23 protein-coding genes are annotated in these 25,605 nt (G+C 71.8%); 16 read left to right on the top strand and 7 right to left on the bottom strand.

The genetic code is table 11. The features are described 5' to 3' along the window. Positions 1 to 71: 71 nt before the first annotated feature. The gene (locus tag ACZ6AA_RS22120) at positions 72 to 1,304 is read right to left on the bottom strand and encodes a DUF349 domain-containing protein (protein ID WP_468453230.1); all 1,233 of its coding nucleotides are present in this window, start codon (positions 1,302 to 1,304) and stop codon (positions 72 to 74) included. A gap of 133 nt (positions 1,305 to 1,437) precedes the next feature. Next, a complete protein-coding gene (locus tag ACZ6AA_RS22115; protein ID WP_468453232.1) occupies positions 1,438 to 2,265 on the bottom strand; it encodes a peptidylprolyl isomerase in 828 nt (275 codons plus the stop codon). A gap of 191 nt (positions 2,266 to 2,456) precedes the next feature. Between ACZ6AA_RS22115 and ACZ6AA_RS22110 the strand changes: the two genes are divergently transcribed. Then, the gene (locus tag ACZ6AA_RS22110) at positions 2,457 to 3,161 is read left to right on the top strand and encodes an MBL fold metallo-hydrolase (RefSeq protein ID WP_468453234.1); all 705 of its coding nucleotides are present in this window, start codon (positions 2,457 to 2,459) and stop codon (positions 3,159 to 3,161) included. Between the two features lie 13 nt (positions 3,162 to 3,174). Further along, the gene (gene hisS / locus ACZ6AA_RS22105; protein ID WP_468453236.1) at positions 3,175 to 4,437 is read left to right on the top strand and encodes a histidine--tRNA ligase; all 1,263 of its coding nucleotides are present in this window, start codon (positions 3,175 to 3,177) and stop codon (positions 4,435 to 4,437) included. Between the two features lie 162 nt (positions 4,438 to 4,599). On the opposite strand, the gene ACZ6AA_RS22100 is transcribed toward hisS, so the two are convergent. From ACZ6AA_RS22100 to ACZ6AA_RS22085, 4 genes are read right to left on the bottom strand one after another with little or no spacing between them, the layout of a single operon-like run. After that, entirely contained in the window at positions 4,600 to 5,226 is a 627-nt protein-coding gene (locus ACZ6AA_RS22100; RefSeq protein ID WP_468453238.1) for a response regulator, read from the bottom strand. Next, the gene (locus ACZ6AA_RS22095; protein ID WP_471459563.1) at positions 5,223 to 6,602 is read right to left on the bottom strand and encodes a sensor histidine kinase; all 1,380 of its coding nucleotides are present in this window, start codon (positions 6,600 to 6,602) and stop codon (positions 5,223 to 5,225) included. The genes ACZ6AA_RS22100 and ACZ6AA_RS22095 overlap by 4 nt, the downstream gene beginning before the upstream one ends. Then, a complete protein-coding gene (locus ACZ6AA_RS22090; RefSeq protein ID WP_468453242.1) occupies positions 6,560 to 7,378 on the bottom strand; it encodes an ABC transporter permease in 819 nt (272 codons plus the stop codon). Before ACZ6AA_RS22090 ends, ACZ6AA_RS22095 begins: the two co-directional genes overlap by 43 nt. Next, on the bottom strand, positions 7,375 to 8,292 hold the full coding sequence (locus tag ACZ6AA_RS22085) for an ABC transporter ATP-binding protein (RefSeq protein WP_468453505.1): 918 nt from the start codon (positions 8,290 to 8,292) through the stop codon (positions 7,375 to 7,377). The genes ACZ6AA_RS22090 and ACZ6AA_RS22085 overlap by 4 nt, the downstream gene beginning before the upstream one ends. Positions 8,293 to 8,490: 198 nt before the next feature. Here ACZ6AA_RS22085 and ACZ6AA_RS22080 point away from each other — a divergent pair, with 198 nt between their 5' ends. From ACZ6AA_RS22080 to rpsD, 3 genes are all read left to right on the top strand, one after another. After that, the gene (locus tag ACZ6AA_RS22080; protein WP_468453244.1) at positions 8,491 to 9,144 is read left to right on the top strand and encodes a vitamin K epoxide reductase family protein; all 654 of its coding nucleotides are present in this window, start codon (positions 8,491 to 8,493) and stop codon (positions 9,142 to 9,144) included. A 45-nt stretch (positions 9,145 to 9,189) separates the two neighbouring features. After that, a complete protein-coding gene (locus ACZ6AA_RS22075; protein ID WP_468453246.1) occupies positions 9,190 to 10,542 on the top strand; it encodes a replication-associated recombination protein A in 1,353 nt (450 codons plus the stop codon). A 359-nt stretch (positions 10,543 to 10,901) separates the two neighbouring features. Beyond that, positions 10,902 to 11,516, top strand: a complete 615-nt coding sequence (gene rpsD / locus ACZ6AA_RS22070; protein ID WP_030360491.1) for a 30S ribosomal protein S4 — start codon at positions 10,902 to 10,904, stop codon at positions 11,514 to 11,516. 22 nt (positions 11,517 to 11,538) lie between these two features. Here rpsD and ACZ6AA_RS22065 read toward each other — a convergent pair whose 3' ends face one another. After that, entirely contained in the window at positions 11,539 to 13,749 is a 2,211-nt protein-coding gene (locus ACZ6AA_RS22065) for an ATP-binding protein (protein ID WP_471459560.1), read from the bottom strand. A gap of 206 nt (positions 13,750 to 13,955) precedes the next feature. On the opposite strand from ACZ6AA_RS22065, the gene ACZ6AA_RS22060 reads away from it, so the two are divergent. The 11 genes from ACZ6AA_RS22060 to ACZ6AA_RS22010 all read left to right on the top strand — a co-directional run bounded on the left by ACZ6AA_RS22060 (position 13,956) and on the right by ACZ6AA_RS22010 (position 25,478). Then, a complete protein-coding gene (locus ACZ6AA_RS22060; RefSeq protein ID WP_468453250.1) occupies positions 13,956 to 14,384 on the top strand; it encodes a DUF948 domain-containing protein in 429 nt (142 codons plus the stop codon). A gap of 7 nt (positions 14,385 to 14,391) precedes the next feature. Beyond that, entirely contained in the window at positions 14,392 to 14,745 is a 354-nt protein-coding gene (locus ACZ6AA_RS22055; RefSeq protein WP_468453252.1) for a DUF6167 family protein, read from the top strand. After that, positions 14,745 to 17,414, top strand: coding sequence for an alanine--tRNA ligase (gene alaS, locus ACZ6AA_RS22050; RefSeq protein ID WP_468453254.1), 2,670 nt, complete (start codon positions 14,745 to 14,747; stop codon positions 17,412 to 17,414). Before ACZ6AA_RS22055 ends, alaS begins: the two co-directional genes overlap by 1 nt. 23 nt (positions 17,415 to 17,437) lie before the next feature. After that, positions 17,438 to 17,902, top strand: coding sequence for a Holliday junction resolvase RuvX (gene ruvX / locus ACZ6AA_RS22045; protein WP_468453507.1), 465 nt, complete (start codon positions 17,438 to 17,440; stop codon positions 17,900 to 17,902). A 125-nt stretch (positions 17,903 to 18,027) separates the two neighbouring features. Further along, positions 18,028 to 19,824, top strand: coding sequence for an endolytic transglycosylase MltG (gene mltG, locus ACZ6AA_RS22040; RefSeq protein ID WP_468453256.1), 1,797 nt, complete (start codon positions 18,028 to 18,030; stop codon positions 19,822 to 19,824). Continuing rightward, positions 19,821 to 20,651 (top strand): shikimate dehydrogenase, encoded by an 831-nt coding sequence (locus tag ACZ6AA_RS22035; RefSeq protein WP_468453258.1) that lies wholly within the window; start codon positions 19,821 to 19,823, stop codon positions 20,649 to 20,651. The genes mltG and ACZ6AA_RS22035 overlap by 4 nt, the downstream gene beginning before the upstream one ends. A gap of 168 nt (positions 20,652 to 20,819) precedes the next feature. Continuing rightward, positions 20,820 to 22,004, top strand: a complete 1,185-nt coding sequence (gene aroC, locus ACZ6AA_RS22030) for a chorismate synthase (RefSeq protein ID WP_468453260.1) — start codon at positions 20,820 to 20,822, stop codon at positions 22,002 to 22,004. A gap of 53 nt (positions 22,005 to 22,057) precedes the next feature. Next, positions 22,058 to 22,540 (top strand): shikimate kinase, encoded by a 483-nt coding sequence (locus ACZ6AA_RS22025; RefSeq protein ID WP_468453509.1) that lies wholly within the window; start codon positions 22,058 to 22,060, stop codon positions 22,538 to 22,540. Beyond that, the gene (gene aroB, locus ACZ6AA_RS22020; RefSeq protein ID WP_468453262.1) at positions 22,537 to 23,628 is read left to right on the top strand and encodes a 3-dehydroquinate synthase; all 1,092 of its coding nucleotides are present in this window, start codon (positions 22,537 to 22,539) and stop codon (positions 23,626 to 23,628) included. Before ACZ6AA_RS22025 ends, aroB begins: the two co-directional genes overlap by 4 nt. Before the next feature lie 159 nt (positions 23,629 to 23,787). Continuing rightward, positions 23,788 to 24,834, top strand: a complete 1,047-nt coding sequence (locus ACZ6AA_RS22015; RefSeq protein ID WP_468480720.1) for an AAA family ATPase — start codon at positions 23,788 to 23,790, stop codon at positions 24,832 to 24,834. A 149-nt stretch (positions 24,835 to 24,983) separates the two neighbouring features. Continuing rightward, complete coding sequence (locus ACZ6AA_RS22010) at positions 24,984 to 25,478, top strand: excalibur calcium-binding domain-containing protein (RefSeq protein ID WP_471459556.1); 495 nt, start codon at positions 24,984 to 24,986, stop codon at positions 25,476 to 25,478. The last annotated feature ends 127 nt before the right edge of the window (positions 25,479 to 25,605 follow it).

Below are 25,605 nucleotides of genomic sequence, written 5' to 3'. Positions count from 1 at the left end.
ACTACGTAGAGGGGCTCCCACACGGTCTGTGTGGGAGCCCCTCTACGTAGACAACGCAGTCGGCGAAAAACTCAGCCGCCGAACTCGTGCAGACCCTTCAGCGCCTGGTCCAGCAGCGCCTGGCGGCCGTCCAGCTCCTTCTGGAGCTTGTCGGCCTTGGAGGCGTTGCCCGCCGTGCGCGCCGCCTCGATCTGGCCCCGGAGCTTGTCGACGGCGGCCTGGAGCTGACCGGTCAGGCCCTCGGCGCGCGCACGCGCCTCCGGGTTCGTCCGGCGCCACTCGGCCTCCTCGGACTCCTGAAGAGCCCGCTCGACCGCGTGCATCCGGCCCTCGACCTTCGGCCGGGCGTCGCGCGGGACGTGGCCGATGGCCTCCCATCGCTCGTTGATGGACCGGAAGGCCGCGCGGGCCGCCTTCAGATCCGTCACCGGGACGAGCTTCTCGGCCTCGTCCGCCAGCTCCTCCTTGAGCTTCAGGTTCTCGCCCTGCTCGGCGTCGCGCTCCGCGAAGACCGCGCTGCGCGCCGCGAAGAACACGTCCTGGGCGCCGCGGAAGCGGTTCCACAGGTCGTCCTCGTGCTCGCGCTGGGCGCGGCCCGCGGCCTTCCAATCGGCCATCAGCTCGCGGTAGCGCGCGGCCGTCGGACCCCAGTCCGTCGAGCCCGACAGCGACTCGGCCTCCGCGACCAGCTTCTCCTTGGCCTTGCGGGCGTCCTCGCGCTGCGCGTCCAGGGACGCGAAGTGGGCCTTGCGGCGCTTGGAGAACGCCGAGCGGGCGTGCGAGAAGCGGTGCCACAGCTCGTCGTCGGACTTGCGGTCGAGGCGGGGCAGCCCCTTCCAGGTGTCCACCAGGGCGCGCAGGCGCTCACCGGCCGCACGCCACTGCTCGCTCTGGGCCAGCTCCTCGGCCTCCGCGACCAGCGCCTCCTTGGAGTGCCGTGCCTCGTCCGACTGCTTGGCCTTCTGGGCCTTGCGCTCCTCACGGCGCGCCTCGACGGTCTCGACCAGCTTGTCGAGCCGCTTGCCGAGCGCGTCCAGGTCGCCGACGGCGTGCGCCTCGTCGACCTGCTGGCGCAGGTGGTCGATGGCGGTCGTCGCGTCCTTGGCCGACAGGTCGGTCGTCTTCACCCGGCGCTCGAGAAGTCCGATCTCGACGACCAGACCGTCGTACTTGCGCTCGAAATAGGCCAGGGCCTCCTCAGGAGAACCTGCCTGCCACGATCCGACCACTCGCTCGCCGCCGTCGGCCGTACGCACGTACACGGTCCCCGTCTCGTCGACGCGGCCCCACGGGTCGCTGCTCACAGCGCCTCCTCCACATGATGCCTGCACAAGGCCACGGGCCCCCGGCATCGTCCACAGTTTCGTCACCGCCAACATAGGCGACCGGCGGGGCGGCTGTCCGCATCCAGCGCGAGCGAAATTCGCCCGCCGGTGGTCAGGATTTACGTACGGTGGCCTTGTCGATGACGACCGTCGCGTTCGGTGCGCCGTCGCCCTGCCCGCTGCTCTCACCGGCTCCGGCGATCTTCTTGAGGACCTTCATGCCGGCCTCGGAGACGGTCCCGAACGGTGTGTAGTCGGGCGGCAGCTGGCTGTCCTGGTAGACGAGGAAGAACTGGCTGCCGCCGGTGTCGCGGCCCTTCTTCGTATCCGGCTTGTACTTGTTCGCCATGGCGACCGTGCCCGCCGGGTACACGCCGCCCTTGAGCCGCTTGTCCTTGAGATTCTCGTCCGGAATGGTGTAGCCGGGGTCGCCCTCGCCGGTGCCCTTCGGGTCGCCGCACTGCAGGACGTTGACGTTGCCCGCGGTCAGGCGGTGGCACGCGGTGTGGTCCAAGTACCCCTTGCCCGCCAGGAAATTGAACGAGTTCACGGTGTGCGGGGCCTTCGCCGCGTCCATGTCGATGTCTATGTCGCCGCACGTCGTGGCCAGCTTCATCCGGTACGAGGCCGACTTGTCGACGGTGAGCGCGGGCTCCTTCTTGAAGGAGAGCGGCTTGATCTTGCCCGGCGCGGCCTTGTCGCAGGGGTTCTCCGGCTTGCTGGGCGTCGGCGTCGGGGCCGCGTCGTCCTTCGTCGAGCCGCCGTCGTCGAAGGCGCCCGCCGCGTACGAGACCGCGCCGCCCGCCACCACCAAGGCGACCGCACCGGCGATCACCGCGTTGCGCATCCGCCGCCGACGTCGCGCGGCCTCCCGCCGCTGCTGCTGCCGCAAGAACTTCTCCCGCGCGAGCTGCTTGCGCCGCTGTTCCTGGCTGACCACCGGGTGCACTCCTTGTACGTCTCGGTCGGCGCGTCTGTCGTACGTCGCCTGGGTCGTCGTCGCGCGGCGTGACCGGCCGCGTGTGCCCCGTACCGTATATGGGTTAGCTGTGGAATCGGCAGCGCCGGTAGGCTCTGAACTGCCGCAATCTCCGCTGCCACCTCCGCCGGACGACGAAACGAAGGACGATCGTGCTCATTGCCGGGTTTCCCGCCGGGGCCTGGGGGACCAACTGCTACCTGGTCGCCCCCGCCGCGGGCGAGGAATGCGTGATCATCGACCCGGGGCATCAGGCCACCGAAGGAGTCGAGGAAGCGCTCCGGAAGCATCGGCTCAAGCCCGTCGCCGTCATCCTCACCCATGGCCACATCGACCATGTGGCGTCGGTCGTCCCGGTCTGCGGCGCGCACGACGTGCCCGCCTGGATCCACCCCGACGACCGGTACATGATGAGCGACCCGGAGAAGGCCATCGGCCGGTCCTTCGGCGCGCAGCTCCTCGGCGAGCTGACCGTGGGGGAGCCCTCCGACCTCAGGGAGCTGGCCGACGGCGAGCAGCTGAAGCTCGCCGGTCTCGACTTCTCCGTCGCGCACGCGCCGGGGCATACGAAGGGGTCGGTGACCTTCCAGCTGCCCGAGTCCGCCGAGGTGCCCTCGGTGTTCTTCTCGGGCGACCTGCTGTTCGCCGGCTCCATCGGACGCACCGACCTGCCCGGCGGATCGCACGCCGACATACTCGAGTCGCTGGCACGCGTGTGCCTGCCGCTCGACGACTCGACCGTGGTCCTGCCCGGCCACAACGAGCACACGACCATCGGCCGTGAGCGCGCCACCAACCCGTATCTGCGCCAGGTGGCCGCCGGCCTGGGAGCCGACGCTCCCCGACGAGGAATGTGACGAGAGAAAACCCGTGAGTACCTTCCAGGCCCCCAAGGGCACGTACGACCTGCTGCCGCCGGACTCCGCGACCTACCTCGCCGTCCGCGAGGCCATCGCCGCGCCGCTGCGCAACTCCGGGTACGGCTATGTCGAGACGCCCGGCTTCGAGAACGTCGAGCTGTTCGCGCGCGGTGTCGGCGAGTCGACCGACATCGTCACCAAGGAGATGTACGCCTTCGAGACCAAGGGCGGCGACAAGCTCGCGCTGCGCCCCGAAGGCACCGCCTCCGTGCTGCGCGCCGCCCTCGAGGGCAACCTGCACAAGGCGGGCAACCTCCCGGTCAAGCTCTGGTACTCGGGCTCGTACTACCGCTACGAACGCCCGCAGAAGGGGCGCTACCGCCACTTCTCCCAGGTCGGTGCCGAGGCCATCGGCGCGGAGGACCCGGCGCTCGACGCCGAGCTGATCATCCTGGCCGACCAGGCCTACCGCTCGCTCGGCCTGAAGGAGTTCCGCATCCTGCTGAACTCCCTCGGCGACAAGGAGTGCCGCCCGGTCTACCGCACCGCCCTCCAGGACTTCCTGCGCGGCCTCGACCTGGACGAGGAGACCCGTCGACGTATCGACATCAATCCGCTCCGCGTCCTGGACGACAAGCGCGCCGACGTGCAGAAGCAGCTCGTGGGCGCCCCGATGCTGGCCGACTACCTGTGCGACGCCTGCAAGGCGTACCACGAGCAGGTGCGGGAGCTCCTGACCGCGGCGGGCGTCGCCTACGAGGACGACCCGAAGCTGGTCCGCGGGCTCGACTACTACACGCGCACCACCTTCGAGTTCGTCCACGACGGCCTCGGCTCGCAGTCCGCGGTCGGCGGCGGCGGGCGCTACGACGGCCTGTCCGAGATGATCGGCGGCCCCGCGCTGCCGTCCGTGGGCTGGGCGCTCGGCGTGGACCGCACGGTGCTGGCCCTGGAGGCGGAGGGCATCACCCTCGACCTGCCCGCGGCCACCAGCGTGTTCGCGGTGCCACTCGGCGACGAGGCGCGGCGGGTTCTGTTCGCCAAGGTGACGGAGTTGCGCCGGGCCGGGATCGCCGCCGACTTCTCGTACGGCGGCAAGGGGCTCAAGGGCGCCATGAAGAACGCCAACCGGTCGGGCGCCCGCTTCACCGTCGTCGCCGGTGAGCGCGACCTCGCCGAGGGTGTCGTCCAGCTCAAGGACATGGAGTCCGGCGAGCAGGAGGCGGTCGCGGTGGACGAGATCGTGGCCGTGGTGAAGAGCAAGCTGGTCTGATGCTGTGGGGTGGGCCCCGGGTGCGGATACGCGCCCGGGGCCCAGCCATGTCCGGGGAGCGCGGGCTCGGGGCCCGGCCACGTCGTGGGGCGCGCGGGTTGGGGCCCCGGTCGGCCTTCCAGGCCCGTTCTCCGGGTGAGTCCCCCAGGTGAGTCCTCCGGGTCAGCTTTCCAGGAGCCCGTGCCGCATCGCGCTCGTCACCGCCGCCGTTCTGTCCGCCACCTCCAACTTGCCGAACACGCGCAGCAGATGTGTCTTCACCGTCGACTCGCCGATGTGCAGCCGACGGCCGATCTCGGCGTTGGTGCAGCCCTCCGCGACGAGCCGCAGGACGGCCGTCTCACGCTCCGACAGCCGCGGCCGCTCCGGTCTGGCGCGCAACTGGTCCACGAGGCGGGCCGCCACGGACGGGGCGAGGACGGTCTCTCCTCGGGCCGCCGCCCGCACCGCGTCGGCGAGTTCACCCCGGGCCAGGTCCTTGAGGAGATAGCCCGCCGCGCCCGCCTCGACGGCGCGCAGGATGTCACGGTCCGTCTCGTACGTGGTCAGGACGATGATCCGGCACGGCAGGCCCGCCTCCGTCATCCGGACGATCGCGTCCGCGCCGTCGCCGCCGGGCATCCGCAGGTCCATCAGGACGATGTCGGGGCGCAGCCGCGCGGCGAGCGCCTCGGCCTGCGGTCCGTTGGCCGCCTCGGCGACGACGTCCAGGTCGGGCTCGGCGCTGAGCATGGCGCGCAGGCCTTCGCGGACGACGGGGTGGTCGTCGGCGAGCAGGACACGGATCACGGGGCGGTCCTTTCGGGGGCTTCTCGGGGCTCGGGGGATTCTTGGGGCGCGGGGGAGCGCCGGGGTACGGGGACGGCGCCGGGCCCCGACGGGTCGGGGGAGTCGGGGGGCTCCGGCCGGCCGCGGGCGTCTCGGGAGTCCGGGGCTCCGTCCGACTCGGCAAGCGGCAGCCGGACCGTGACCGTCGTGCCCCCACCAGGAGCGCTGACCACCTCGGCCGTGCCGCTGACCTCGGCGGCCCGCGTCCGCAGCCCGCGCAGCCCGAACCCCTCGTGGTGGGCGCCGGTGTCGAAACCGCACCCCGTGTCGCTGACCGCCAGCGTCAGCGCGCCCGGCCGGTAGTCGAGGGCGACCCGCACCTCGGCGTCGGGGCCCGCGTGCTTCGCCGCGTTGGTCAGCGCCTCCTGGCAGGAGCGCAGGGCGACGACCTCCAGGCCGGGCGGCAGAGGCCGGACGGTGCCGGTGACCGTGACGGCGGCGCCGTGGCGGGCGGCGACCCGGTGCAGGGCGTCCGGGAGGGAGCCGCCGCGCAGGTCGTCCGGCGCCCGCCCGGCCACGAGGGACCGGGCCTCCGCGAGGTTCTGCCGGGCCGTGGCCTGCATCAGCTCCAGATGGCGACGGGCCGCCGCCGCATCGTGGTCCAGCTCCGCGTCGACGGCCTGGACCAGCATCAGCAGGCTGGTGAACCCCTGGGCGAGGGTGTCGTGGATCTCGCGGGACATGCGTTCGCGCTCGGCGAGGGCGCCGCGCTCGGCGGACAGCCGGGCCACCTCCCCGCGGCTCGCCTCCAACTCCGCGATGAGGTCCGCGCGTTCCTGGCTCTGGGCGATGATGCGGATGATCCACGTGCCGAGCGCCGCGCCGAACACCAGGGACACCAAGGCACCCACCGAGTTCAGGAAGACGTCCTGCGCGTCCGGCCGCCACAGCAGTGCCCAGCCCGCCACCGGCACGACATTGATCACGGCGAGGGTGATCATCGCGCGGCGGACCCGCAGCGCGATGAAGCACTGCGGCACCAGGGCGAAGGTCAGCAGCCGGGTCTCGGTGACGAGGACGCCGGACGCCACGAACAGGACTGTGGCCACGGCGAGATAGCGCACCGCCCGACGCTGGTCGGCGCCCTCCGTGAGCAGCACCGCCCGGCCACTGACCACGTACCAGACGAGGAGCAGCACGACCAGCGCGGCCGACGCCGGGCGGGCGGCGCCACCGGGCACCTCGACGCCGAACGCCAGGACCAGTGTGCCGACCCACACGACGGCGAAGTAGCAGTCCCAGAGCAGGAAGCCGCGGTCCCACTGATTACCGCCCCGGGGACCGGGCTCCGCGCTCACCCGTCCCGGCGGCTCTTCCAGCGAAAGGTCAACAGACACAGCGCCAATCCTCCGACGCACCAGGCCGTGAGCACCAGCGCGATGCGCCCGTACTCCCAACTCCCCGCCTGCTCCAGAACCTGCGCCGACTCCGGCAGGAACACCCCGCGGAAGCCCTGGCACATCCACTTGAGCGGGAACAGGGCGCCGAGCGTGAGCATCCAGTCCGGAACCGTGTCGATGGCTATATAGACACCGGAGATGAACTGCAGCACCAGGAACGGCAGTACGACCACGGACGAGGCGCTGCGCCCGGACCGCGGGATGCTGCTGACGGCGACGCCGAGCAGCGCGCAGCCCGTCAGGCCGAGCACGAAGATCCAGGCGAAGGTGAGCCACTTCCCCGGGGACGTCGGCAGCTCCAGGTCGAACATCGTCGCGCCGACGACGAGCAGCACCACGGTCTCCAGGAGGCCGGTGACCAGGACGAGCCAGACCTTCCCGAGGAAGTACGAGGCCGGTGGCATCGGGGTGCCTCGCAGGCGCCGCAGCACCTGCTCGTCCCGCTCCATGGCGATGGCGATGCCGAGCGACTGGAAGCTGATGGACATGATCCCCGCGCCGATCATCGCGGCGACATACAGCTGCGACGCCGTGACGCCCGCGCCCTCCACATCGTCCTTGAAGATCGACGCGAACAGGAAGAGCAGGACCACCGGGAACGCGAACGTGAACACGCCCTGTTCGCGCTGGCGGAAGAACTGCTTCAGCTCCAGCGCGCCCTGGTGCAGCCCCAGCCACCAGGCCCCGGGAAGCCGCTCGGTCGTCGTGCTCATCGCTCGTCCTCCGCCGCCGTCGCTGCTTCTTCGTGTCCGATCAGGCGCAGATACACGTCCTCCAGGCTGGGGCGGCTGATCCGCAGGCCGGGGATCTCGCCGCCGAAGCGGCTCATCAGCTCCGCGACGGTCCGGGTCGGGGTCGTGGTGCGGAGGTCACGGGGGCCGCCGTCGGGCTCGGTCCACTCGACGACGGCCTCGCCGCCGTGCTCCCGGCGCAGGGCCGCGGGCTCGCCCTCGGCCACGACCCGGCCCCGGGCGATCACCGCGAGGCGGTCGGCGAGAGCCTCGGCCTCCTGGAGGTAGTGCGTGGTGAGGACGACGGTGGTGCCCTCGTCCGCCAGGGCCCGGATGACGTCCCAGAACTGGCGGCGGGCGGCCGGGTCGAAGCCCGTCGTCGGCTCGTCGAGCAGCAGCAGGCGCGGGTCGCCGATGATGCCGAGCGCCACATCGAGCCGGCGGCGCTGTCCGCCCGAGAGCGCCTTGATGCGGCTGTCCGCCTTCCCCTGGAGGCCGACCAGCTCCAGCACGTCCTGCGGTCGGCGCGGTCGTGGGTAGTACCGCGCGAAGTGGCTCACCGTCTCGCGCACCGTGAGCTCGGCCGGCGCCGACTCGTCCTGCCAGACGATGCCGACGCGGGCCCGCCAGGCGCGTCCCGCCGTCGCGGGGTCGGCGCCCAGGACGGACACCTCGCCCTCGTCGCGCGTGCGGTGGCCCTGGAGGATCTCGACGGTCGTGGACTTGCCCGCGCCGTTCGGCCCGAGGACGCCGAACACCTCGCCGTGCGCCACCCTCAGGTCTATGCCGTCCACGGCCGCCACGGGTCCGTACCTCTTGCGCAGACCCCTGACGTCAACAGCGAGTTGACCCGTGTCCGCCGTTCTCGGCGCCGCCGTCCCCGGCGCCGTCCTCATTGCCCCTGCCGTCATGGCGTCACCCTCTCCGCGGTCATGACTTCGTGCGTTGCGTCGTCATGACATCGAGCCTTCCGCCGGAGCGAACACGGCGGGACCCCCATACGTATCTGCTTGTGTCCACCGATCGGTGGACACACAGCTACGTACGGCACAATGTCCCTGCCCGCAGGCCACCACGAGCGACGGAACGGCGTGATGAGTAAACCCACCTCGGTGAAGCAGCCAGTGAAGGACGGCGCCGCGGCCGGCCAGGACCACGAGGACGCGCCGGGGGCCGTCGGCGGCAGCAGGGCGCTGGCGCTGCTCCTGGTGATCACCGGAGCCGCCGGGCTGCTCGCCTCCTGGGTCATCACGCTCGACAAGTTCGAGCTCCTGAAGGACCCGAACTTCCAGCCGGGCTGCAGCATCAACCCGGTCGTGGCCTGCGGCAGCATCATGAAGAGCGACCAGGCGGAGGCGTTCGGCTTCCCGAACCCGATGCTGGGCCTCGCCGCGTATGCCGTCGTGATCGGTGTCGGCATGAGCCTGCTCGGCCGCGCCCGCTTCCCGCGCTGGTACTGGCTCACCTTCAACGCGGGCACGCTCTTCGGCGTCGGCTTCTGCACCTGGTTGCAGTTCCAGTCGCTGTACCGCATCAACGCGCTGTGCCTGTGGTGCTGCCTGGCCTGGGTCGCCACGATCCTGATGTTCTGGTACGTCACGGCCTTCAACGTCCGCCAGGGCTTCCTGCCCGCGCCGGGCTGGCTGAAGACCTTCTTCGAGGACTTCTCCTGGGCCCTGCCGGTCGTGCACATCGGGATCATCGCGATGCTGATCCTCACGCGCTGGGGCTCCGACCTCTGGGTCTGAGGCGGCCGGGGCCGGTTGTCAGTGGGGTGGCATAGGGTTTTCGACGTGGAGCCCGACCTGTTCACCGCCGCAGCCGAAGACCGCCAGGAGAAGGACCCGTCCAGCAGTCCCCTGGCCGTCCGGATGCGCCCGCGTACCCTCGACGAAGTCGTCGGACAGCAGCATCTGCTCCGGCCCGGATCGCCGCTGCGCCGACTAGTCGAAGGCAGCGGCGGCCCCGCCGGAGCATCGTCGGTGTTCCTCTGGGGCCCGCCCGGCATCGGCAAGACCACCCTGGCGTACGTCGTCTCCAAGGCGACGAACAAGCGCTTCGTGGAGCTCTCCGCGATCACCGCGGGCGTCAAGGAGGTCCGCGCGGTCATCGACGGCGCCCGCCGCGCCCTCGGCGGCCACGGCAAGGAGACCGTCCTCTTCCTCGACGAGATCCACCGCTTCAGCAAGGCCCAGCAGGACTCCCTGCTGCCCGCCGTCGAGAACCGCTGGGTGACGCTGATCGCCGCGACGACGGAGAACCCGTACTTCTCCGTGATCTCCCCGCTCCTGTCCCGCTCCCTGCTGCTCACCCTCGAACCGCTCACGGACGACGACCTGCGCGGACTCCTGAAGCGGGCCCTCACCGACGAGCGCGGCCTCGGCGGCGCCGTCTCCCTGCCCGAGGACGCCGAGGAGCACCTCCTGCGGATCGCGGGCGGCGACGCCCGCCGCGCGCTCACCGCCCTCGAAGCGGGCGCGGGCTCGGCCCTCTCCAAGGGCGAGCAGGAGATCACGCTCCAGACCCTGGAGGAGTCCGTCGACCGTGCGGCCGTCAAGTACGACCGCGCCGGAGACCAGCACTACGACGTCGCGAGCGCCCTGATCAAGTCCATCCGCGGCTCGGACGTGGACGCGGCCCTGCACTATCTGGCCCGCATGATCGAGGCGGGCGAGGACCCCCGGTTCATCGCGCGCCGCCTGATGATCTCGGCCAGCGAGGACATCGGCCTCGCCGACCCGACGGCCCTGCCCACCGCCGTTGCCGCCGCCCAGGCCGTCGCCATGATCGGCTTCCCGGAGGCGGCCCTCACCCTCAGCCATGCCACCATCGCCCTCGCCCTGGCCCCGAAGTCGAACGCCGCGACCACGGCCATAGGCGCCGCCCTCGACGACGTCCGCAAGGGCCACGCGGGCCCGGTCCCACCCCACCTGCGCGACGGCCACTACAAGGGCGCGGCCAAGCTGGGGCACGCCCAGGGCTATGTGTATCCGCACGACCTGCCCGAGGGCATCGCCGCACAGGAGTACGCCCCGGAGGCCCTGCGCGACCGCGAGTACTACACCCCCACCCGGCACGGCGCCGAGGCCCGGTACGCCGACGCCGTCGAGTGGACCAGGAAGCACCTGGGCCGCAAGCGCCCCTGACGGCCCTGTGTCGCAAGCGGTCCCGACCGCCCTGTAGAATCCCTCGAAGTGCTGCGTCCCGTGTCCGGTCTCGTACCGGCACCACCAGAACGGGACATCCAGCCGGAGCCCCCGCCCCCGGGCGGGGAAGTTCCAGGAGCGTCGCGCACCGTCGAAGGTGTCGCGGGCAGCCCACCACCCTCCCGGATCCCGGGACACGGTCGGTGGGCCACTCGCGTGCTGCACATAGTGCCCAGACCAGGGAACGGCTGCCAGGTGAGTCCGACCGACCGGACCCATCTGGTTTCCCAGGCTGCGGATGCGACCTCCCCTAACCCTGGTGAAGCCGATTCCGTACAGAAAACAGAGGTGTTTGGTTCATGCCGAACCAGTCCCGCCCCAAGGTCAAGAAGTCGCGTGCGCTCGGCATCGCGCTGACCCCGAAGGCCGTCAAGTACTTCGAGGCCCGCCCCTACCCGCCGGGCGAGCACGGCCGCGGCCGCAAGCAGAACTCGGACTACAAGGTCCGTCTGCTCGAGAAGCAGCGTCTGCGTGCGCAGTACGACGTGTCCGAGCGTCAGCTCGTCCGCGCCTACGAGCGTGCCGCCAAGACCCAGGGCAAGACCGGTGAGGCCCTGGTGATCGAGCTGGAGCGTCGTCTCGACGCCCTGGTTCTGCGTTCGGGCATCGCCCGCACGATCTACCAGGCCCGCCAGATGGTCGTCCACGGCCACATCGAGGTCAACGGCCAGAAGGTCGACAAGCCGTCCTTCCGCGTGAAGCCGGACGACGTCGTCATGGTCCGCGAGCGCAGCCGCCAGAAGCCGCTGTTCGAGGTCGCGCGCGAGGGTGGCTTCGCCGCCGACGGCGAGACCCCGCGCTACCTCCAGGTGAACCTGAAGGCCCTGGCCTTCCGCCTGGACCGCGAGCCGAACCGCAAGGAGATCCCCGTGATCTGCGACGAGCAGCTCGTCGTCGAGTACTACGCCCGCTGACCCGGACGTAGCCTCACCTGCTTCAGCCCGCCGTCTCCCCGCCCCGCGTGGTCGGGGAGACGGCGGGTTCGCGCGTTTCCGGGGCCCCCGGCGGCACCGGCCCCTCGCCGCGGCCGGGGCGGCGCGTCCCGGTCACCTCCGCGCACCGGCGCAGCGCCCGCGAGACCGCCACCTCGGGGCTCAGCTCGGCGCCCGCCCGCACACACGCCTCGTACCGCTCGTCACCGAGCCGCTCCCGCGCCTGCGCCTCGCACAGGACGTGCGGCCCGCCGAAGTGCTCCGAGCCGAACAGCGGCAGTCCGACCGACGGCCAGATCCGCGCCGCGGCACCCTGCAGCACCGCCGCCTCCGCCGCGTCGCCCTCCGCCACCGTGAACAGCGCGAGCAGCTCGACGGCGAGCACCGTGCCGAGCAGGTCGTGGAAGGCGTGGTCCAGGTCCAGACACCGCGTGACCAGGTCCCACGCCCGCCCGTGCTCGCCGTGCGTCCAGGCCGCGTAACCCAGGACGTACAGGGCGTACGCCAGTGCCCAGCGCTCCCCGTGGTCCTCGCAGACCTGGCGCGCGTCCTCGCACAGCTCCACCGCGTCCCCGAGCTCCCCCTGGAAGGCCATCGCCATCGCCAGCTCGACCTGGCCCATCAGGACGTTGCTGTTCAGCTCCCCGATCCGCCGGTACTGGTCGAGCGCCGTGCGCAGCAGCCGCTCCGCGCGCGGCATGTCGTCCGTGACCAGCGCCAGACAGCCCAGTCGGTGCACCGCGTACGCCTCCGCGACCGCGCTGCCGGTGCGCTCCGCCGTGTCCTTGCACTCCTGGAGCGCGCACAGCGCGGGCACCGTGTCGCCCTGGAGGATCGCCACGTACCCGAGCACCCACAGCGCCTTCAGCCGCGACTCCTCGTGCGCGCCCTCCAGCTCTACGGCCCGCTCCAGCCAGTGCCTGCCCTCCGCGAGGCGCCCGCAGCCCACCCAGCAGAACCACAGCGTGCCCGCCAGATACTGCCCCAGGTGCGTCTCGTCCGGCTCGGTCAGACAGAACTCCAGGGCCGTGCGCAGATTGGGCAGCTCGCACTCGACGAGCGTGGCCACCTCCGCCTGCCGGGGCGAGAACCAGTCCAGCTCGCACCAGGTGGCGAGCCCCATGTACCAGTCGCGGTGCCTGCGCCGCATCCGCGCCGCGTCGCCGGTCGCCTCCAGCCACTCCGAGCCGTACGCCCGGACCGTGTCGAGCATCCGGTAGCGCACCCCCGTCGGGCTCTCCTCACGGGAGACCAGCGACTGCGCGAGCAACTCGTCGAGCACGTCCAGGATGTCGTCCTCGTGCAGCCCGTCACCGCTGCACACGTACTCGACCGACTCCAGGTCGAACGGCCCGGAGAAGACGGAGAGCCGCGCCCACAGGAGCCGCTCCCGCGCCGTGCACAGCTCATGGCTCCAGCCGATCGCGGTCCGCAGGGTCTGATGGCGCGGCGGCACATCGCGTCGCGTACCGGCGAGCAGCCGGAACCGGTCGTCGAGGCGGGCCAGGAGCTGCCCCGGGGAAAGCACCCGCAGCCGCCCCGCCGCCAGCTCCAGGGCGAGCGGGATCCCGTCGAGACGGCGGCACAGCTCCCGCACGTCGGCGAGGTCGCGCCCGTCCGGCGCGAAGCCCGGCAGGCACGCCGCCGCCCGGTCGGTGAACAGCGCGGCCGCGTCCGGCTCCGGCATCGGCGCGAGCGGCAGCACCCGCTCACCGGCCGTGCCGAGCGGCCTGCGGCCCGCCGCGAGCACCCGCAGCCCCGGGCAGCGCAGCAGCAGATCACGCACCAGCGACGCCGTCGCGTCCACGAGGTGCTCGAACCCGTCGACGACGAGAAGCAGTTCCCGCCCCGCGAGCCGGTCGAGCAGCACCTGCCGCGGCGAGCGGCTCGTGTGGTCCGTCAGCTCCAGGGCGCCGGCCACGGCGTGCTCCACGAGATGCGGGTCACGCACCCCCGCGAGCTCCACCAGCCAGGCCCCGTCCCGCGGCCCGACCGCGGCCGCCACCCGCGCCGCGAGCCGTGACTTGCCCACGCCGCCGACGCCCGTCACGGTCACCAGACGGGCCGAGGCCAAGGCCGCGGGCAGCGCCGCCAGTTCGGCGGTGCGCCCGAAGAAGGCGGTCAGCTCGGCCGGGAGGTTCCCCGCGACGGGCGGGCAGCCGCGGGAACGGGCGGAGTCGTGCCGACGGTCGTCGGGGCGCTGGGAGCGTCGCATGGGGTACGGAGCGTACTCAGGCGTAAGCATTCCGTACAATCAGTTCGCCGCGGGCTTGCGCGGACTGCCGCGCCCAAGTACCGCGTGCGGTAATGCGGTACGGAGCCGGGGCCCCGGCGCGATAGGGTCGGAGGACGACTTTTCGACGTTCGACGACCTTGGGATCCACGGGGAAACCAGGGCGATGTCTCAGGGAGCGGTGAGCGGTGTCCGGTGGCGAGGTGGCCGGGATCCTGGTGGCCGTCTTCTGGGCGATTCTGGTGTCCTTCCTGGCCGTGGCGCTGGCGAGGCTGGCGCAGACGCTCAGGGCGACCACCAAGCTCGTCGCGGACGTGACCGAGCAGGCCGTGCCGCTGCTTGCCGACGCCTCGACGGCCGTGCGCTCCGCGCAGACCCAGATCGACCGCGTGGACGCCATCGCCTCGGATGTCCAGGAAGTCACGTCGAACGCGTCGGCGCTGTCCACGACCGTGGCCTCCACCTTCGGCGGCCCGCTGGTCAAGGTGGCCGCGTTCGGCTACGGAGTGCGCCGGGCCCTCAGTCGTAAGGAAGTGCCCGCCAAGCCGTCCCGTCGTACGGTGATCGTGGGCCGCACCCTCCCGTCCGCACGGCGGGGCAAGCGGAAGAAGGACTGACGCAGCGATGTTCCGACGTACGTTCTGGTTCACCGCGGGCGCGGCCGCCGGCGTCTGGGCCACCACCAAGGTCAACCGCAAGCTGAAGCAGCTGACGCCGGAGAGCCTCGCCGCCCGGGCCGCCGACAAGGCGCTCGAAGCGGGCCACCGGATCAAGGACTTCGCGCTCGACGTCCGCGACGGCATGGCCGAGCGCGAGGCCGAGCTGGGCGAAGCCCTCGGTGTGAACGCCCCGGTCGACCCCGAACTGCCCGCGCAGCGTCGCTTCGCGCTCGTCGAACCCGGCACCAAGAAGCACCCCAAGTCCCTCGCCAAGTCGACGGACACGACGTACTCGTACAACCGGAATGAGGACCACTGATGGAGTCGGCTGAAATCCGCCGCCGCTGGCTGAGCTTCTTCGAGGAGCGTGGGCACAAGGTCGTGCCGTCGGCGTCGCTGATCGCAGACGACCCGACGCTCCTCCTCGTACCCGCGGGCATGGTCCCCTTCAAGCCCTACTTCCTCGGCGAGGCCAAGCCGCCCGCCCCCCGTGTCACCAGCGTGCAGAAGTGCGTGCGCACGCCCGACATCGAAGAGGTCGGCAAGACCACCCGGCACGGCACGTTCTTCCAGATGTGCGGCAACTTCTCCTTCGGCGACTACTTCAAGGAAGGCGCCATCAAGCTCGCCTGGGAGCTGCTCACCTCGCCCCAGGACAAGGGCGGTTACGGCCTGGACCCGGAGAAGCTCTGGATCACGGTCTACAAGGAGGACGACGAGGCCGAGCGCATCTGGCGCGACGTCATCGGCGTCCCCGCCGAGCGCATCCAGCGCCTGGGCATGGGCCCCAACTTCTGGTCCATGGGCGTCCCCGGCCCCTGCGGCCCGTGCTCGGAGATCAACTACGACCGCGGCCCCGAGTTCGGCGAGGAGGGCGGCCCGGCCGTCAACGACGAGCGCTACGTGGAGATCTGGAACCTGGTCTTCATGCAGTTCGAGCGCGGCGCGGGCACGGGCAAGGAGGACTTCCCGATCCTCGGCGACCTGCCGTCGAAGAACATCGACACGGGCCTCGGCCTGGAACGCCTCGCCATGATCCTGCAGGGCGTACAGAACATGTACGAGACCGACACCCTGCGCGTCGTCATGGACAAGGCCACCGAGCTGACCGGCGTCCGCTACGGCGCCGAGCACGGCTCGGACGTCTCGCTGCGCGTGGTCGCCGACCACATGCGCACGTCCGTGATGCTCATCGGCGACGGCGTCACGCCCGGCAACGAGGGGCGTGGCTATGTCCTGCGCCGCATCATGCGCCGCGCCGTCCGCAACATGCGCCTGCTCGGCGCCTCCGGACCGGTCGTCGCCGAGCTGGTCGACACGGTCATCAAGACCATGGGCGAGCAGTACCCGGAGCTGCTCACCGAGCGCAAGCGCATCGAGACCGTCGCCCTCGCCGAAGAGGCCGCCTTCCTGAAGGCCCTCAAGGGCGGCACGAACATCCTCGACACCGCCGTCACCGACACCAAGGCCGCCGGTTCCACGGTGCTGCCCGGCGACAAGGCGTTCCTGCTCCACGACACCTGGGGCTTCCCGATCGACCTCACCCTGGAGATGGCCGCCGAACAGGGCCTGACCGTGGACGAGGACGGCTTCCGGCGCCTGATGAAGGAGCAGCGGGAGCGCGCCAAGGCCGACGCCCAGGCCAAGAAGACCGGCCACGCCGACCTCGGCGCCTACCGCGAGATCGCCGACAACGCCGGCGCCACGGACTTCACGGGCTACACGGCCACCGAGAACGAGGCCGTCATCGTCGGCCTCCTCGTCGACGGCGTCTCCTCGCCCGCCGCCACCGAGGGCGACGAGGTCGAGATCGTCCTCGACCGCACCCCGTTCTACGCCGAGGGCGGCGGCCAGATCGGCGACACCGGCCGCATCCGCCTGGACAGCGGCGCCGTCGTCGAGGTCCGCGACGTCCAGAAGCCGGTGCCTGGCGTGCACGTCCACAAGGGCGTCGTGCAGGTCGGCGAGATCACCGTCGGCGCCCCGGTGTGGGCCTCGATCGACTCCCACCGCCGCCGCGCCATCGCCCGCGCCCACTCCGCCACACACCTCACGCACCAGGCGCTGCGCGACGCGCTCGGCCCGACGGCCGCCCAGGCCGGCTCGGAGAACCAGCCGGGGCGCTTCCGCTTCGACTTCGGCTCGCCGTCGGCCGTGCCCACGACCGTGATGACGGACGTCGAGCAGAAGATCAACGACGTGCTCTCGCGCGAGCTGGACGTCCAGGCCGAGGTCATGTCGATCGACGACGCCAAGAAGCAGGGCGCCATCGCCGAGTTCGGCGAGAAGTACGGCGAGCGCGTGCGCGTCGTGACGATCGGCGACTTCTCCAAGGAACTGTGCGGCGGTACCCACGTGCACAACACCGCCCAGCTCGGCCTGGTCAAGCTGCTCGGCGAGTCCTCCATCGGCTCGGGTGTGCGCCGCATCGAGGCCCTCGTCGGCGTCGACGCGTACAACTTCCTGGCCAAGGAGCACACGGTCGTCGCCCAGCTCCAGGAGCTGGTCAAGGGCCGTCCCGAGGAGCTGCCCGAGAAGATCTCCGGCATGCTCGCCAAGCTCAAGGACGCCGAGAAGGAGATCGAGAAGTTCCGCGCGGAGAAGGTCCTCCAGGCCGCCGCCGGTCTCGCCCAGGGCGCCAAGGACATCCACGGCCTCGCCCTGGTCACCGGCCAGGTCCCGGACGGCACCGGCGCCGACGACCTGCGCAAGCTGGTCCTCGACGTGCGCGGCCGCATCCCCAGTGACCGCCCGGCCGTCGTCGCCCTGTTCACCTCGGCCAACGGCAAGCCCCTCACGGTCATCGCCACCAACGAAGCCGCCCGTGAGCGCGGCCTCAAGGCCGGTGACCTGGTGCGCACCGCCGCCAAGACCCTCGGTGGCGGAGGCGGCGGCAAGCCGGACGTCGCCCAGGGCGGCGGCCAGAACGTGGCCGCCATCGGCGACGCCATCGCCGCCGTCGAGCGCCTCGTCACCGAGACGGCCTGAGGCCCGCCCCGATGACCGAAGGCATCCGTCGCGGGCGCAGGCTCGCGATCGACGTCGGGGACGCCCGGATCGGGGTCGCCTCGTGCGACCCCGACGGGATCCTCGCCACACCGGTGGAGACCGTGCCGGGACGTGATGTCCCGGCCGCCCACCGCAGGCTCAAGCAACTCGTCGAGGAGTACGAGCCGATCGAGGTCGTCGTCGGCCTCCCTCGCTCCCTCAAGGGGGGCGAGGGCCCGGCCGCCGTGAAGGTCCGCGGCTTCGCCCAGGAGCTCGCCGCCGGGATTGCGCCCGTTCCGGTGAGACTCGTGGACGAGAGGATGACCACAGTGACGGCCAGTCAGAGCCTGCGCGCCTCCGGCGTGAAGTCCAAAAAGGGCAGGTCTGTCATCGATCAGGCGGCCGCCGTGGTGATCCTGCAGCAGGCGCTGGAGTCCGAACGGGCGTCAGGAAGGGCCCCCGGCGAGGGCGTCGAAGTGGTCATCTGATCGCGATACGGTAACGTTCCGCGCGATGCGGCGGCGTTCGAACAGCTGCCGCACAGCATCAAGAGGCGGAACGGTTGCCCTGACATCCAGCCGGCGGCCCCCGCCTCGCGGCTCGTAGGGGATCGATGACTGAGTATGGCCGGGGCCCAGGCTCCGAACCGTGGCATCCCGAGGACCCGTTGTACGGGGACGGCGGATGGGGAGGACAGCAGGCCGACGGCTCGTCCCCCTACGGCGGCCAGGAGCAGTACCACCCCCAGCAGCCGCACCAGCCCCATCAGCAGCACCCCCAGCAGTCGCACCACCAGCCCCACCCACAGCAAGGGCAGTACCCGCAGCAGCAGTCGCACCCTCAGGGGGCCCAGCAGCCCCAGCACCCGCAGCAGCAGGCCCCCTACGGCGACTGGAACTCGGGCCAGCAGCAGGCCTACGGCTCCCAGGGCTACGACCAGCAGGGCTATGACCAGCAGGGATACGCGCCCGCCCAGGCCCAGTACGGCGGGGGCGGCCAGCCCGGCGACGGCGGCTGGGACACCGGGCAGCACCGACAGGACCCGTACGGCGGTGACCCGGTGGACCCCTACGGCGGGCAGCCCGGGTCCTACGCCGAGGAGCGCCCCGACTACTACGGCACGCCGGAGGCCTACCCGCCGCCCGAGCCGCCGGGCCGTCGGCGCCCCGCACCCGAGCCGGACCCCGAGACGGACTGGGACCCCGGGCCCGACCAGGGCGAGCACGCCTTCTTCGCGGACGGCGCCGACGAGGACGACGACGAGCCCGGCCGCGGCGGCGGTCGCGGGGACCGGCGCGGCCGCGGCGGCAAGAAACCCAAGAAACGCCGCAGTGGCTGCGCCTGCCTGGTCGTGACCGTGGTCTTCGCCGGTGGCCTCGGCGGCATCGGCTACTTCGGCTATCAGTTCTACCAGGATCGTTTCGGCACGGCCCCGGACTATTCCGGCGACGGCACCGCGTCGAATGTCACCGTCACCATCGAAAAGGGATCCGGCGGCTACGACATCGGCAATCGACTCAAGGCCGCAGGGGTCGTCAAGAGCGTCGACGCATTCGTCTCCGCACAGGGAAAGAACCCGGACGGACAGAAGATCCAGGCGGGCGTCTACACCCTGAAGAAACAGATGTCGGCCGCGTCCGCCGTCGAATTGATGCTCAGCCCGAAGAGCCGCAACAACCTCATCATCCCGGAAGGCACGCGAAATGTGCGTGTGTACGCGGAAATCGATGAGCGGCTGAAGCTCAAGAAGGGCACCACGAAGGGTGTCGCGCAGAAGGAATGGCGCAGCCTGGGCCTGCCCAAATGGGCGTCGGCGAACATCGGCAGCGAGGTCATGGACCCCCTGGAGGGATTCCTCTACCCCTCCAGCTATCCCGTCGCCAAGGGCCAGCAGCCCAAGGAAGTCCTGCGGAAGATGGTGGCCGAGGCCACCGCGAAGTACGACGCGATGGGCATCGAGGCACAGGCCTCGGAACTGGGCCTGAAGAACCCGCTCCAGGTCGTCACGGTGGCGAGCCTCGTCCAGGCCGAGGGCAAATACAAGCACGACTTCGAGAAGGTCGCGACGGTCGTCTACAACCGCCTCAAGCCCGGCAATACCGAGACCTACGGCCTGCTGGACTTCGACTCGACGGTGAATTACCTGAAGGGCCAGTCCAAGCTGGCCATCGGTTCCGTCGACGAACTCCGCAAGCTGAAGGACCCGTACAACACCTACAAGATCAAGGGCCTGCCGCCCGGACCGATCGGCAACCCCGGCGAAGTCGCGATCAAGTCCGCGCTGCACCCGGCCAAGGGCAACTGGTACTACTTCGTCTCCGTCAGCGCCGACAAGACGCTCTTCGCGGAGACGAACGAGGAGCAGAACCGGAACCGCGAGAAATACCTGAAGGAGCAGAACGGACAGTGAGCGTCAACGGCCGGCGGGCCGCGGTACTCGGCTCGCCCATCGCTCATTCCCTTTCCCCGGTGCTGCACCGCGCCGCCTACGCCGAACTCGGCCTCACCGACTGGTCGTACGACCGTTTCGAGGTCGACGAGGAGGCGCTGCCCGGGTTCTTCGAACAGCTCGGGCCCGAGTGGGCGGGGCTCTCCCTCACGATGCCGCTGAAGCGCGCCGTGATCCCGCTGCTCGACGCGGTCAGCGACACCGCCGCGTCCGTGGAGGCCGTCAACACGGTCGTGCGGACCGACGACGGGCGCCTCACCGGCGACAACACCGACATCCCCGGTATGGTCGCCGCCCTGCGGGAGCGCGGCATCGAGCAGGTCGAGTCCGCCGCGATCCTCGGCGCGGGCGCCACCGCCTCCTCCGCGCTTGCCGCGCTCGCCCGGATCTGTACCGGCGAGGTCGTCGCGTACGTACGCAGCGAGGCCCGCGCCGCCGAGATGCGGCAGTGGGGCGAACGGCTCGACATCGAGGTGCGCACCGCCGACTGGGCGGACGCCGAGCGCGGACTGCACGCGCCGCTGGTCATCGCGACCACCCCGGCGGGCACCACGGACGCGCTGTCCCACGTCGTGCCGGAGCGGCCCACCACGCTCTTCGACGTGCTGTACGACCCCTGGCCCACGACGCTCGCGGCGCGCTGGTCGGCGTACGGCGGCGCCGTCGTCAGCGGGCTCGACCTGCTGGTGCACCAGGCGGTGCTGCAGGTCGAGCAGATGACGGGGCGGACGCCCGGGCCGCTCGACGTGATGCGCAAGGCGGGGGAGCGGGCGCTCGCGGAGCGCTGACGGCTGCCGCACGGGGTGCGCGGGGTCGCGGTGTCCGTCCCGGCGTCCGTCAGATGGACCGGGCGCCGGGTCACGCCCCCGGACGTGGGAGGATCGGGGGTGGCGGGCCAGGGCCGCGCACCCGGTCGCGCCGACAAGCAGTTCCAGGCGCGAGCATGAGGAGCACCGTTGAGCAGGTTGCGCTGGCTGACCGCGGGGGAGTCCCACGGACCCGCACTGGTGGCGACGCTGGAGGGCCTTCCGGCCGGCGTCCCGATCACCACGGACATGGTGGCGGACCACCTCGCCCGGCGGCGCCTCGGCTATGGGCGCGGCGCCCGCATGAAGTTCGAGCGCGACGAGGTCACGTTCATCGGCGGCGTCCGGCACGGCCTGACCATGGGCTCGCCCGTCGCGGTCATGGTGGGCAACACCGAGTGGCCCAAGTGGGAGCAGGTCATGTCGGCCGACCCGGTCGAGCCCGGCGTCCTCGCCGAGCTGGCCCGCAACGCCCCGCTGACCCGGCCCCGGCCCGGCCACGCCGACCTCGCGGGCATGCAGAAGTACGGCTTCGACGAGGCCCGGCCGATCCTGGAGCGCGCCTCCGCCCGCGAGACCGCGGCCCGCGTGGCCCTCGGCGCGGTCGCCCGCTCCTACCTGAAGGAGACGGCCGGGATCGAGATCGTCAGCCACGTCGTGGAGCTGGCCGCGGCCAAGGCTCCCTACGGCGTGTACCCGACCCCCGCCGACGTCGAGAAGCTCGACGCCGACCCCGTGCGCTGCCTCGACGCCGACGCGTCGAAGGCGATGGTCGCGGAGATCGACCAGGCCCACAAGGACGGCGACACCCTGGGCGGTGTGGTCGAGGTGCTCGCGTACGACGTGCCGGTGGGACTCGGCTCGCACGTGCACTGGGACCGGCGTCTGGACGCGCGGCTCGCGGGTGCGCTCATGGGCATCCAGGCGATCAAGGGCGTCGAGGTCGGCGACGGCTTCGACCTCGCGCGGGTGCCGGGCTCGAAGGCGCACGACGAGATCATCGCCACCGCCGACGGCGTCAAGCGCGCCACCGGCCGCTCCGGCGGCACCGAGGGCGGCCTCTCCACCGGTGAGCTGCTGCGGGTGCGCGCCGCGATGAAGCCCATCGCGACCGTCCCGCGCGCCCTCGCGACCATCGACGTGGCCACCGGCGAGGCGGCCAAGGCGCACCACCAGCGCTCCGACGTCTGCGCCGTCCCCGCGGCCGGGATCGTCGCCGAGGCCATGGTGGCGCTGGTGCTCGCGGACGCGGTCGCGGAGAAGTTCGGCGGCGACAGCGTGCCCGAGACCCGCCGCAACGTCCGTTCGTACCTCGACAACCTCCAGATCCGGTGACGGCCGACGCGACCGGATCGGGGACCGGGCCGCGCGTCGTGCTCGTGGGCCCGATGGGCTCGGGCAAGTCCACGGTCGGCGCGCTCCTGGCCGACCGGCTCGGCGTGGCCTACCGGGACACCGACGCCGACATCGTGGCCACCGAGGGCCGTGAGATCGCCGACCTCTTCCTCGACGAGGGCGAGCCGTACTTCCGCGAGCGCGAGCGCGCGGCGGTGCGGACCGCCGTCGCCGACCACAAGGGCGTCCTCGCCCTCGGCGGCGGCGCGATCCTCGACGAGGGCACGCGCGCGCTGCTGCGCGGCCTGCCCGTGGTCTACCTCGCGATGGACGTCGAGGAGGCGGTCCGCCGGGTCGGGCTCAACGCCGCCCGCCCGCTGCTCCTGGTCAACCCGCGCAAGCAGTGGCGCGAGCTGATGGACGCGCGCCGCCATCTGTACGAAGAAGTCGCCCGCGCCGTCGTCGCCACGGACGACCGCACCCCCGAAGAGGTCGCGGAAGCGGTCCTCGACGCACTGGAGTTGAAGGAAGCATGAGCGAGGCAGTGACGCGCATCCACGTCGGCGGCACGGCGGGCACCGAGCCGTACGAGGTGCTCGTCGGGCGGCAGCTGCTCGGTGAACTCGGCGCCCTGATCGGCGACTCCGCCAAGCGGGTCGCCGTCATTCACCCCGAGTCGCTCGCCGAGACCGGCGACGCGCTGCGCCAGGACCTGGCCGACCAGGGGTACGAGGCCGTGGCCGTGCAGGTGCCCAACGCCGAGGAGGCCAAGACCGCCGAGGTCGCCGCGTACTGCTGGAAGGCGCTCGGCCAGTCCGGCTTCACGCGCACCGACGTGATCGTGGGCGTCGGCGGCGGTGCCACCACCGACCTGGCCGGATTCGTGGCCGCGACCTGGCTGCGCGGGGTGCGGTGGATCGCTGTGCCGACGACCGTGCTCGCCATGGTCGACGCGGCGGTCGGCGGGAAGACCGGCATCAACACCGCCGAGGGCAAGAACCTGGTGGGCTCCTTCCACCCGCCCGCGGGTGTGCTCTGCGACCTGGCGGCGCTCGACTCGCTGCCGGTGCACGACTACGTCTCCGGGCTCGCGGAGATCATCAAGGCGGGCTTCATCGCGGACCCGGCCATCCTCGACCTCATCGAGGCCGACCCGGAGGGCGCCCGCACGCCGGCGGGACCTCACACGGCTGAGTTGATCGAACGTTCTATTCAGGTCAAGGCGGAGGTCGTCTCCGGTGACCTGAAGGAGTCGGGCCTGCGCGAGATCCTCAACTACGGTCACACGCTGGCGCACGCCATCGAGAAGAACGAGCGCTACAAGTGGCGGCACGGCGCCGCCGTCGCCATCGGCATGCACTTCGCGGCCGAACTCGGCCGCCTGGCGGGCCGCCTTGACGACGCGACCGCCGACCGTCACCGCACCGTCCTGGAGTCCGTCGGGCTGCCGCTGAGCTACCGCTACGACCAGTGGCCCAAGCTCCTGGAGACCATGAAGGTCGACAAGAAGTCCCGCGGTGACCTGCTGCGCTTCATCGTCCTCGACGGTCTCGCCAAGCCCACCGTCCTGGAGGGCCCGGACCCGGCGGTGCTGCTCGCCGCGTACGGGGAAGTCGCCGACTGACCGCCCGATCCGCCCTGTTCGGGGCGGACCGAATCAGCCATGGGCACTTCTCGGCCGCCCCGGCCGTTCACACAACGTCGGCCGGGGACGGTACCGTTCGGTAAGGGTGGCCCCGGCTGCCGCCCGCATCAGCAGTCGTACGAGACGGAGTGGCACCGGATGCAGCACGCAGTGGGGTCTCCGCTGCCGCCGCCCCCTCAGCCGGGGCACGGACCGGCCACCGGCTGGTCCCCGGCCGCACACCACCCGAGCGGTCCGCCGCCGGGTGCGGCTCCGGGCTCCCCTCCGCCGCACGTGCCCGGGGCGCCGGGCGCCTCGCACGCACCGGGTGCACCGCACGCACCGGCTCCGCATGTGCCGGGTGCGCCGCACGGCCCGGGACCGGCTCCCCAGGCTCCGCATGCCCCGGGGCCGGCCCCGCAGGCTCCGCACGCTCCTGGTCCGGCATCGCACGCGCCCGCCCCGCACGCCCCAGGTCACGCCCCGCACCCCGCGGCCACCGGGCACGCCCAGACCGGCCCCGCCGCGCACCACGCCCCCGCGGCCCCGCCGCCCGCCCGTGACACCACCGGCCACATCCAGCTACCGCCCGGCGGCCCCGTCGCCATGCCGAGCCCGCCGCCCGGCACGGCCCGGGCCGACACGGGCTCCACCACGCTCGCCGTGCTCCTCATCGGCCCCGCGGGCGCGGGCAAGACCAGCGTCGCGAAGTTCTGGGCCGAGCACCGGCGCGTGCCGACGTCCCACATCAGCCTCGACGACGTGCGCGAATGGGTGCGCTCGGGCTTCGCCGACCCCCAGTCGGGCTGGAACGACCACTCCGAGGCGCAGTACCGCCTGGCCCGCCGCACCTGTGGCTTCGCCGCGCGGAACTTCCTGGCCAACGGCATCTCCTGCATCCTCGACGACGCCGTCTTCCCCGACCGGCCCGTGGTCGGCCTCGGCGGCTGGAAGCGGCACGTCGGCCCCGGTCTGCTGCCCGTCGTCCTGCTCCCCGGTCTTGAGGTCGTCCTGGAGCGCAACGCCCAGCGCAGCGGCAACCGCCGCCTCACGGACGAAGAGGTCGCCCGCATCCACGGCCGCATGGCCGGGTGGTACGGCTCGGGGCTGCCGATCATCGACAACTCCCAGCTCGACGTCCCGGCGACGGCCCGCCTCCTGGACGACGTCCTGGCCCGCGCGATCGCGAGCCCGCCCCAGTGGTGAGGGCGCCGGAGCGCGCGTGACGGTAGCGGTGGCCTCAGCCGTACGGTTCACACGTCACGAGTAGGTCACCCCCACCCCCGAAGCTCCTACGCGCCGGACGCACCGGCGCTACGGTCGGGGCCCAGCGGTATCAGTCCTCGGGGGACGAGATGACCACTCCGCACGTCACACCACCCGGCACACCCCGCACCGCGCCCAAGTGGGCGCGAAAGCGCTTCGTGATCCCCGCTCTCGCCGTCGCGTTCCTGATCGGCATCGGAGCGGGAGCCAGCGGCAATGAGCCCGAGGGCGACAAGAAGTCCACGGAGGCCGCCGCACGGCCCACGGTCACGGCGACCACGACGGTGACCCCAAAGGCCAGGACGGAGAAGGCCACGCCCGAACCGGCGGACACCGTCACGGTGCGCACGACGAAGACGGTGAAGGCGACCGTCACGGTGCGGCCCCCCGGCAGCGGCTCGGGCGACGACGAGCCGGGTGGTTCGGGCGACGACGGTTCCGGCGGCGGTTCCGGCGGCGGGGCCGTCCACTACGAGAACTGCGCGGCGGCCCGAGCGGCGGGCGCGGCACCCGTGCATCGCGGCGAGCCGGGCTACGGCCGCCACCTCGACCGCGACGGCGACGGGGTCGGCTGCGACACCTGAGCACCCGGACGTCGCCCGCGTCGCACGGGTGAGAGGGAGCCACCACTCGCCCGCCGGAAGTCCCGCACGCCCCGCGCCGGTCGCGCCGCCCCCACCGCCAGCCGCGCCGCCCCCACCGCCAGCCGCG

The sequence above is a fragment of the Streptomyces sp. NPDC040610 genome, from assembly GCF_055594065.1.
Note: the sequence above shows the minus strand (reverse complement) of the source record. Positions and strands in the feature narration are given on the sequence as shown.

Coding starts and splice junctions, on each gene's coding strand:
- ACZ6AA_RS22090 (WP_468453242.1), bottom strand. CDS start 7,378: ATGAGCACGACGACCGAGCGGCTTCCCGGGGCCTGGTGGCTGGGGCTG.
- ACZ6AA_RS22085 (WP_468453505.1), bottom strand. CDS start 8,292: ATGAGGACGGCGCCGGGGACGGCGGCGCCGAGAACGGCGGACACGGGT.
- ACZ6AA_RS22080 (WP_468453244.1), top strand. CDS start 8,491: ATGAGTAAACCCACCTCGGTGAAGCAGCCAGTGAAGGACGGCGCCGCG.
- rpsD (WP_030360491.1), top strand. CDS start 10,902: ATGCCGAACCAGTCCCGCCCCAAGGTCAAGAAGTCGCGTGCGCTCGGC.
- ACZ6AA_RS22065 (WP_471459560.1), bottom strand. CDS start 13,749: ATGCGACGCTCCCAGCGCCCCGACGACCGTCGGCACGACTCCGCCCGT.
- ACZ6AA_RS22055 (WP_468453252.1), top strand. CDS start 14,392: ATGTTCCGACGTACGTTCTGGTTCACCGCGGGCGCGGCCGCCGGCGTC.
- alaS (WP_468453254.1), top strand. CDS start 14,745: ATGGAGTCGGCTGAAATCCGCCGCCGCTGGCTGAGCTTCTTCGAGGAG.
- mltG (WP_468453256.1), top strand. CDS start 18,028: ATGACTGAGTATGGCCGGGGCCCAGGCTCCGAACCGTGGCATCCCGAG.
- ACZ6AA_RS22025 (WP_468453509.1), top strand. CDS start 22,058: ATGGGCTCGGGCAAGTCCACGGTCGGCGCGCTCCTGGCCGACCGGCTC.
- aroB (WP_468453262.1), top strand. CDS start 22,537: ATGAGCGAGGCAGTGACGCGCATCCACGTCGGCGGCACGGCGGGCACC.
- ACZ6AA_RS22015 (WP_468480720.1), top strand. CDS start 23,788: ATGCAGCACGCAGTGGGGTCTCCGCTGCCGCCGCCCCCTCAGCCGGGG.
- ACZ6AA_RS22010 (WP_471459556.1), top strand. CDS start 24,984: ATGACCACTCCGCACGTCACACCACCCGGCACACCCCGCACCGCGCCC.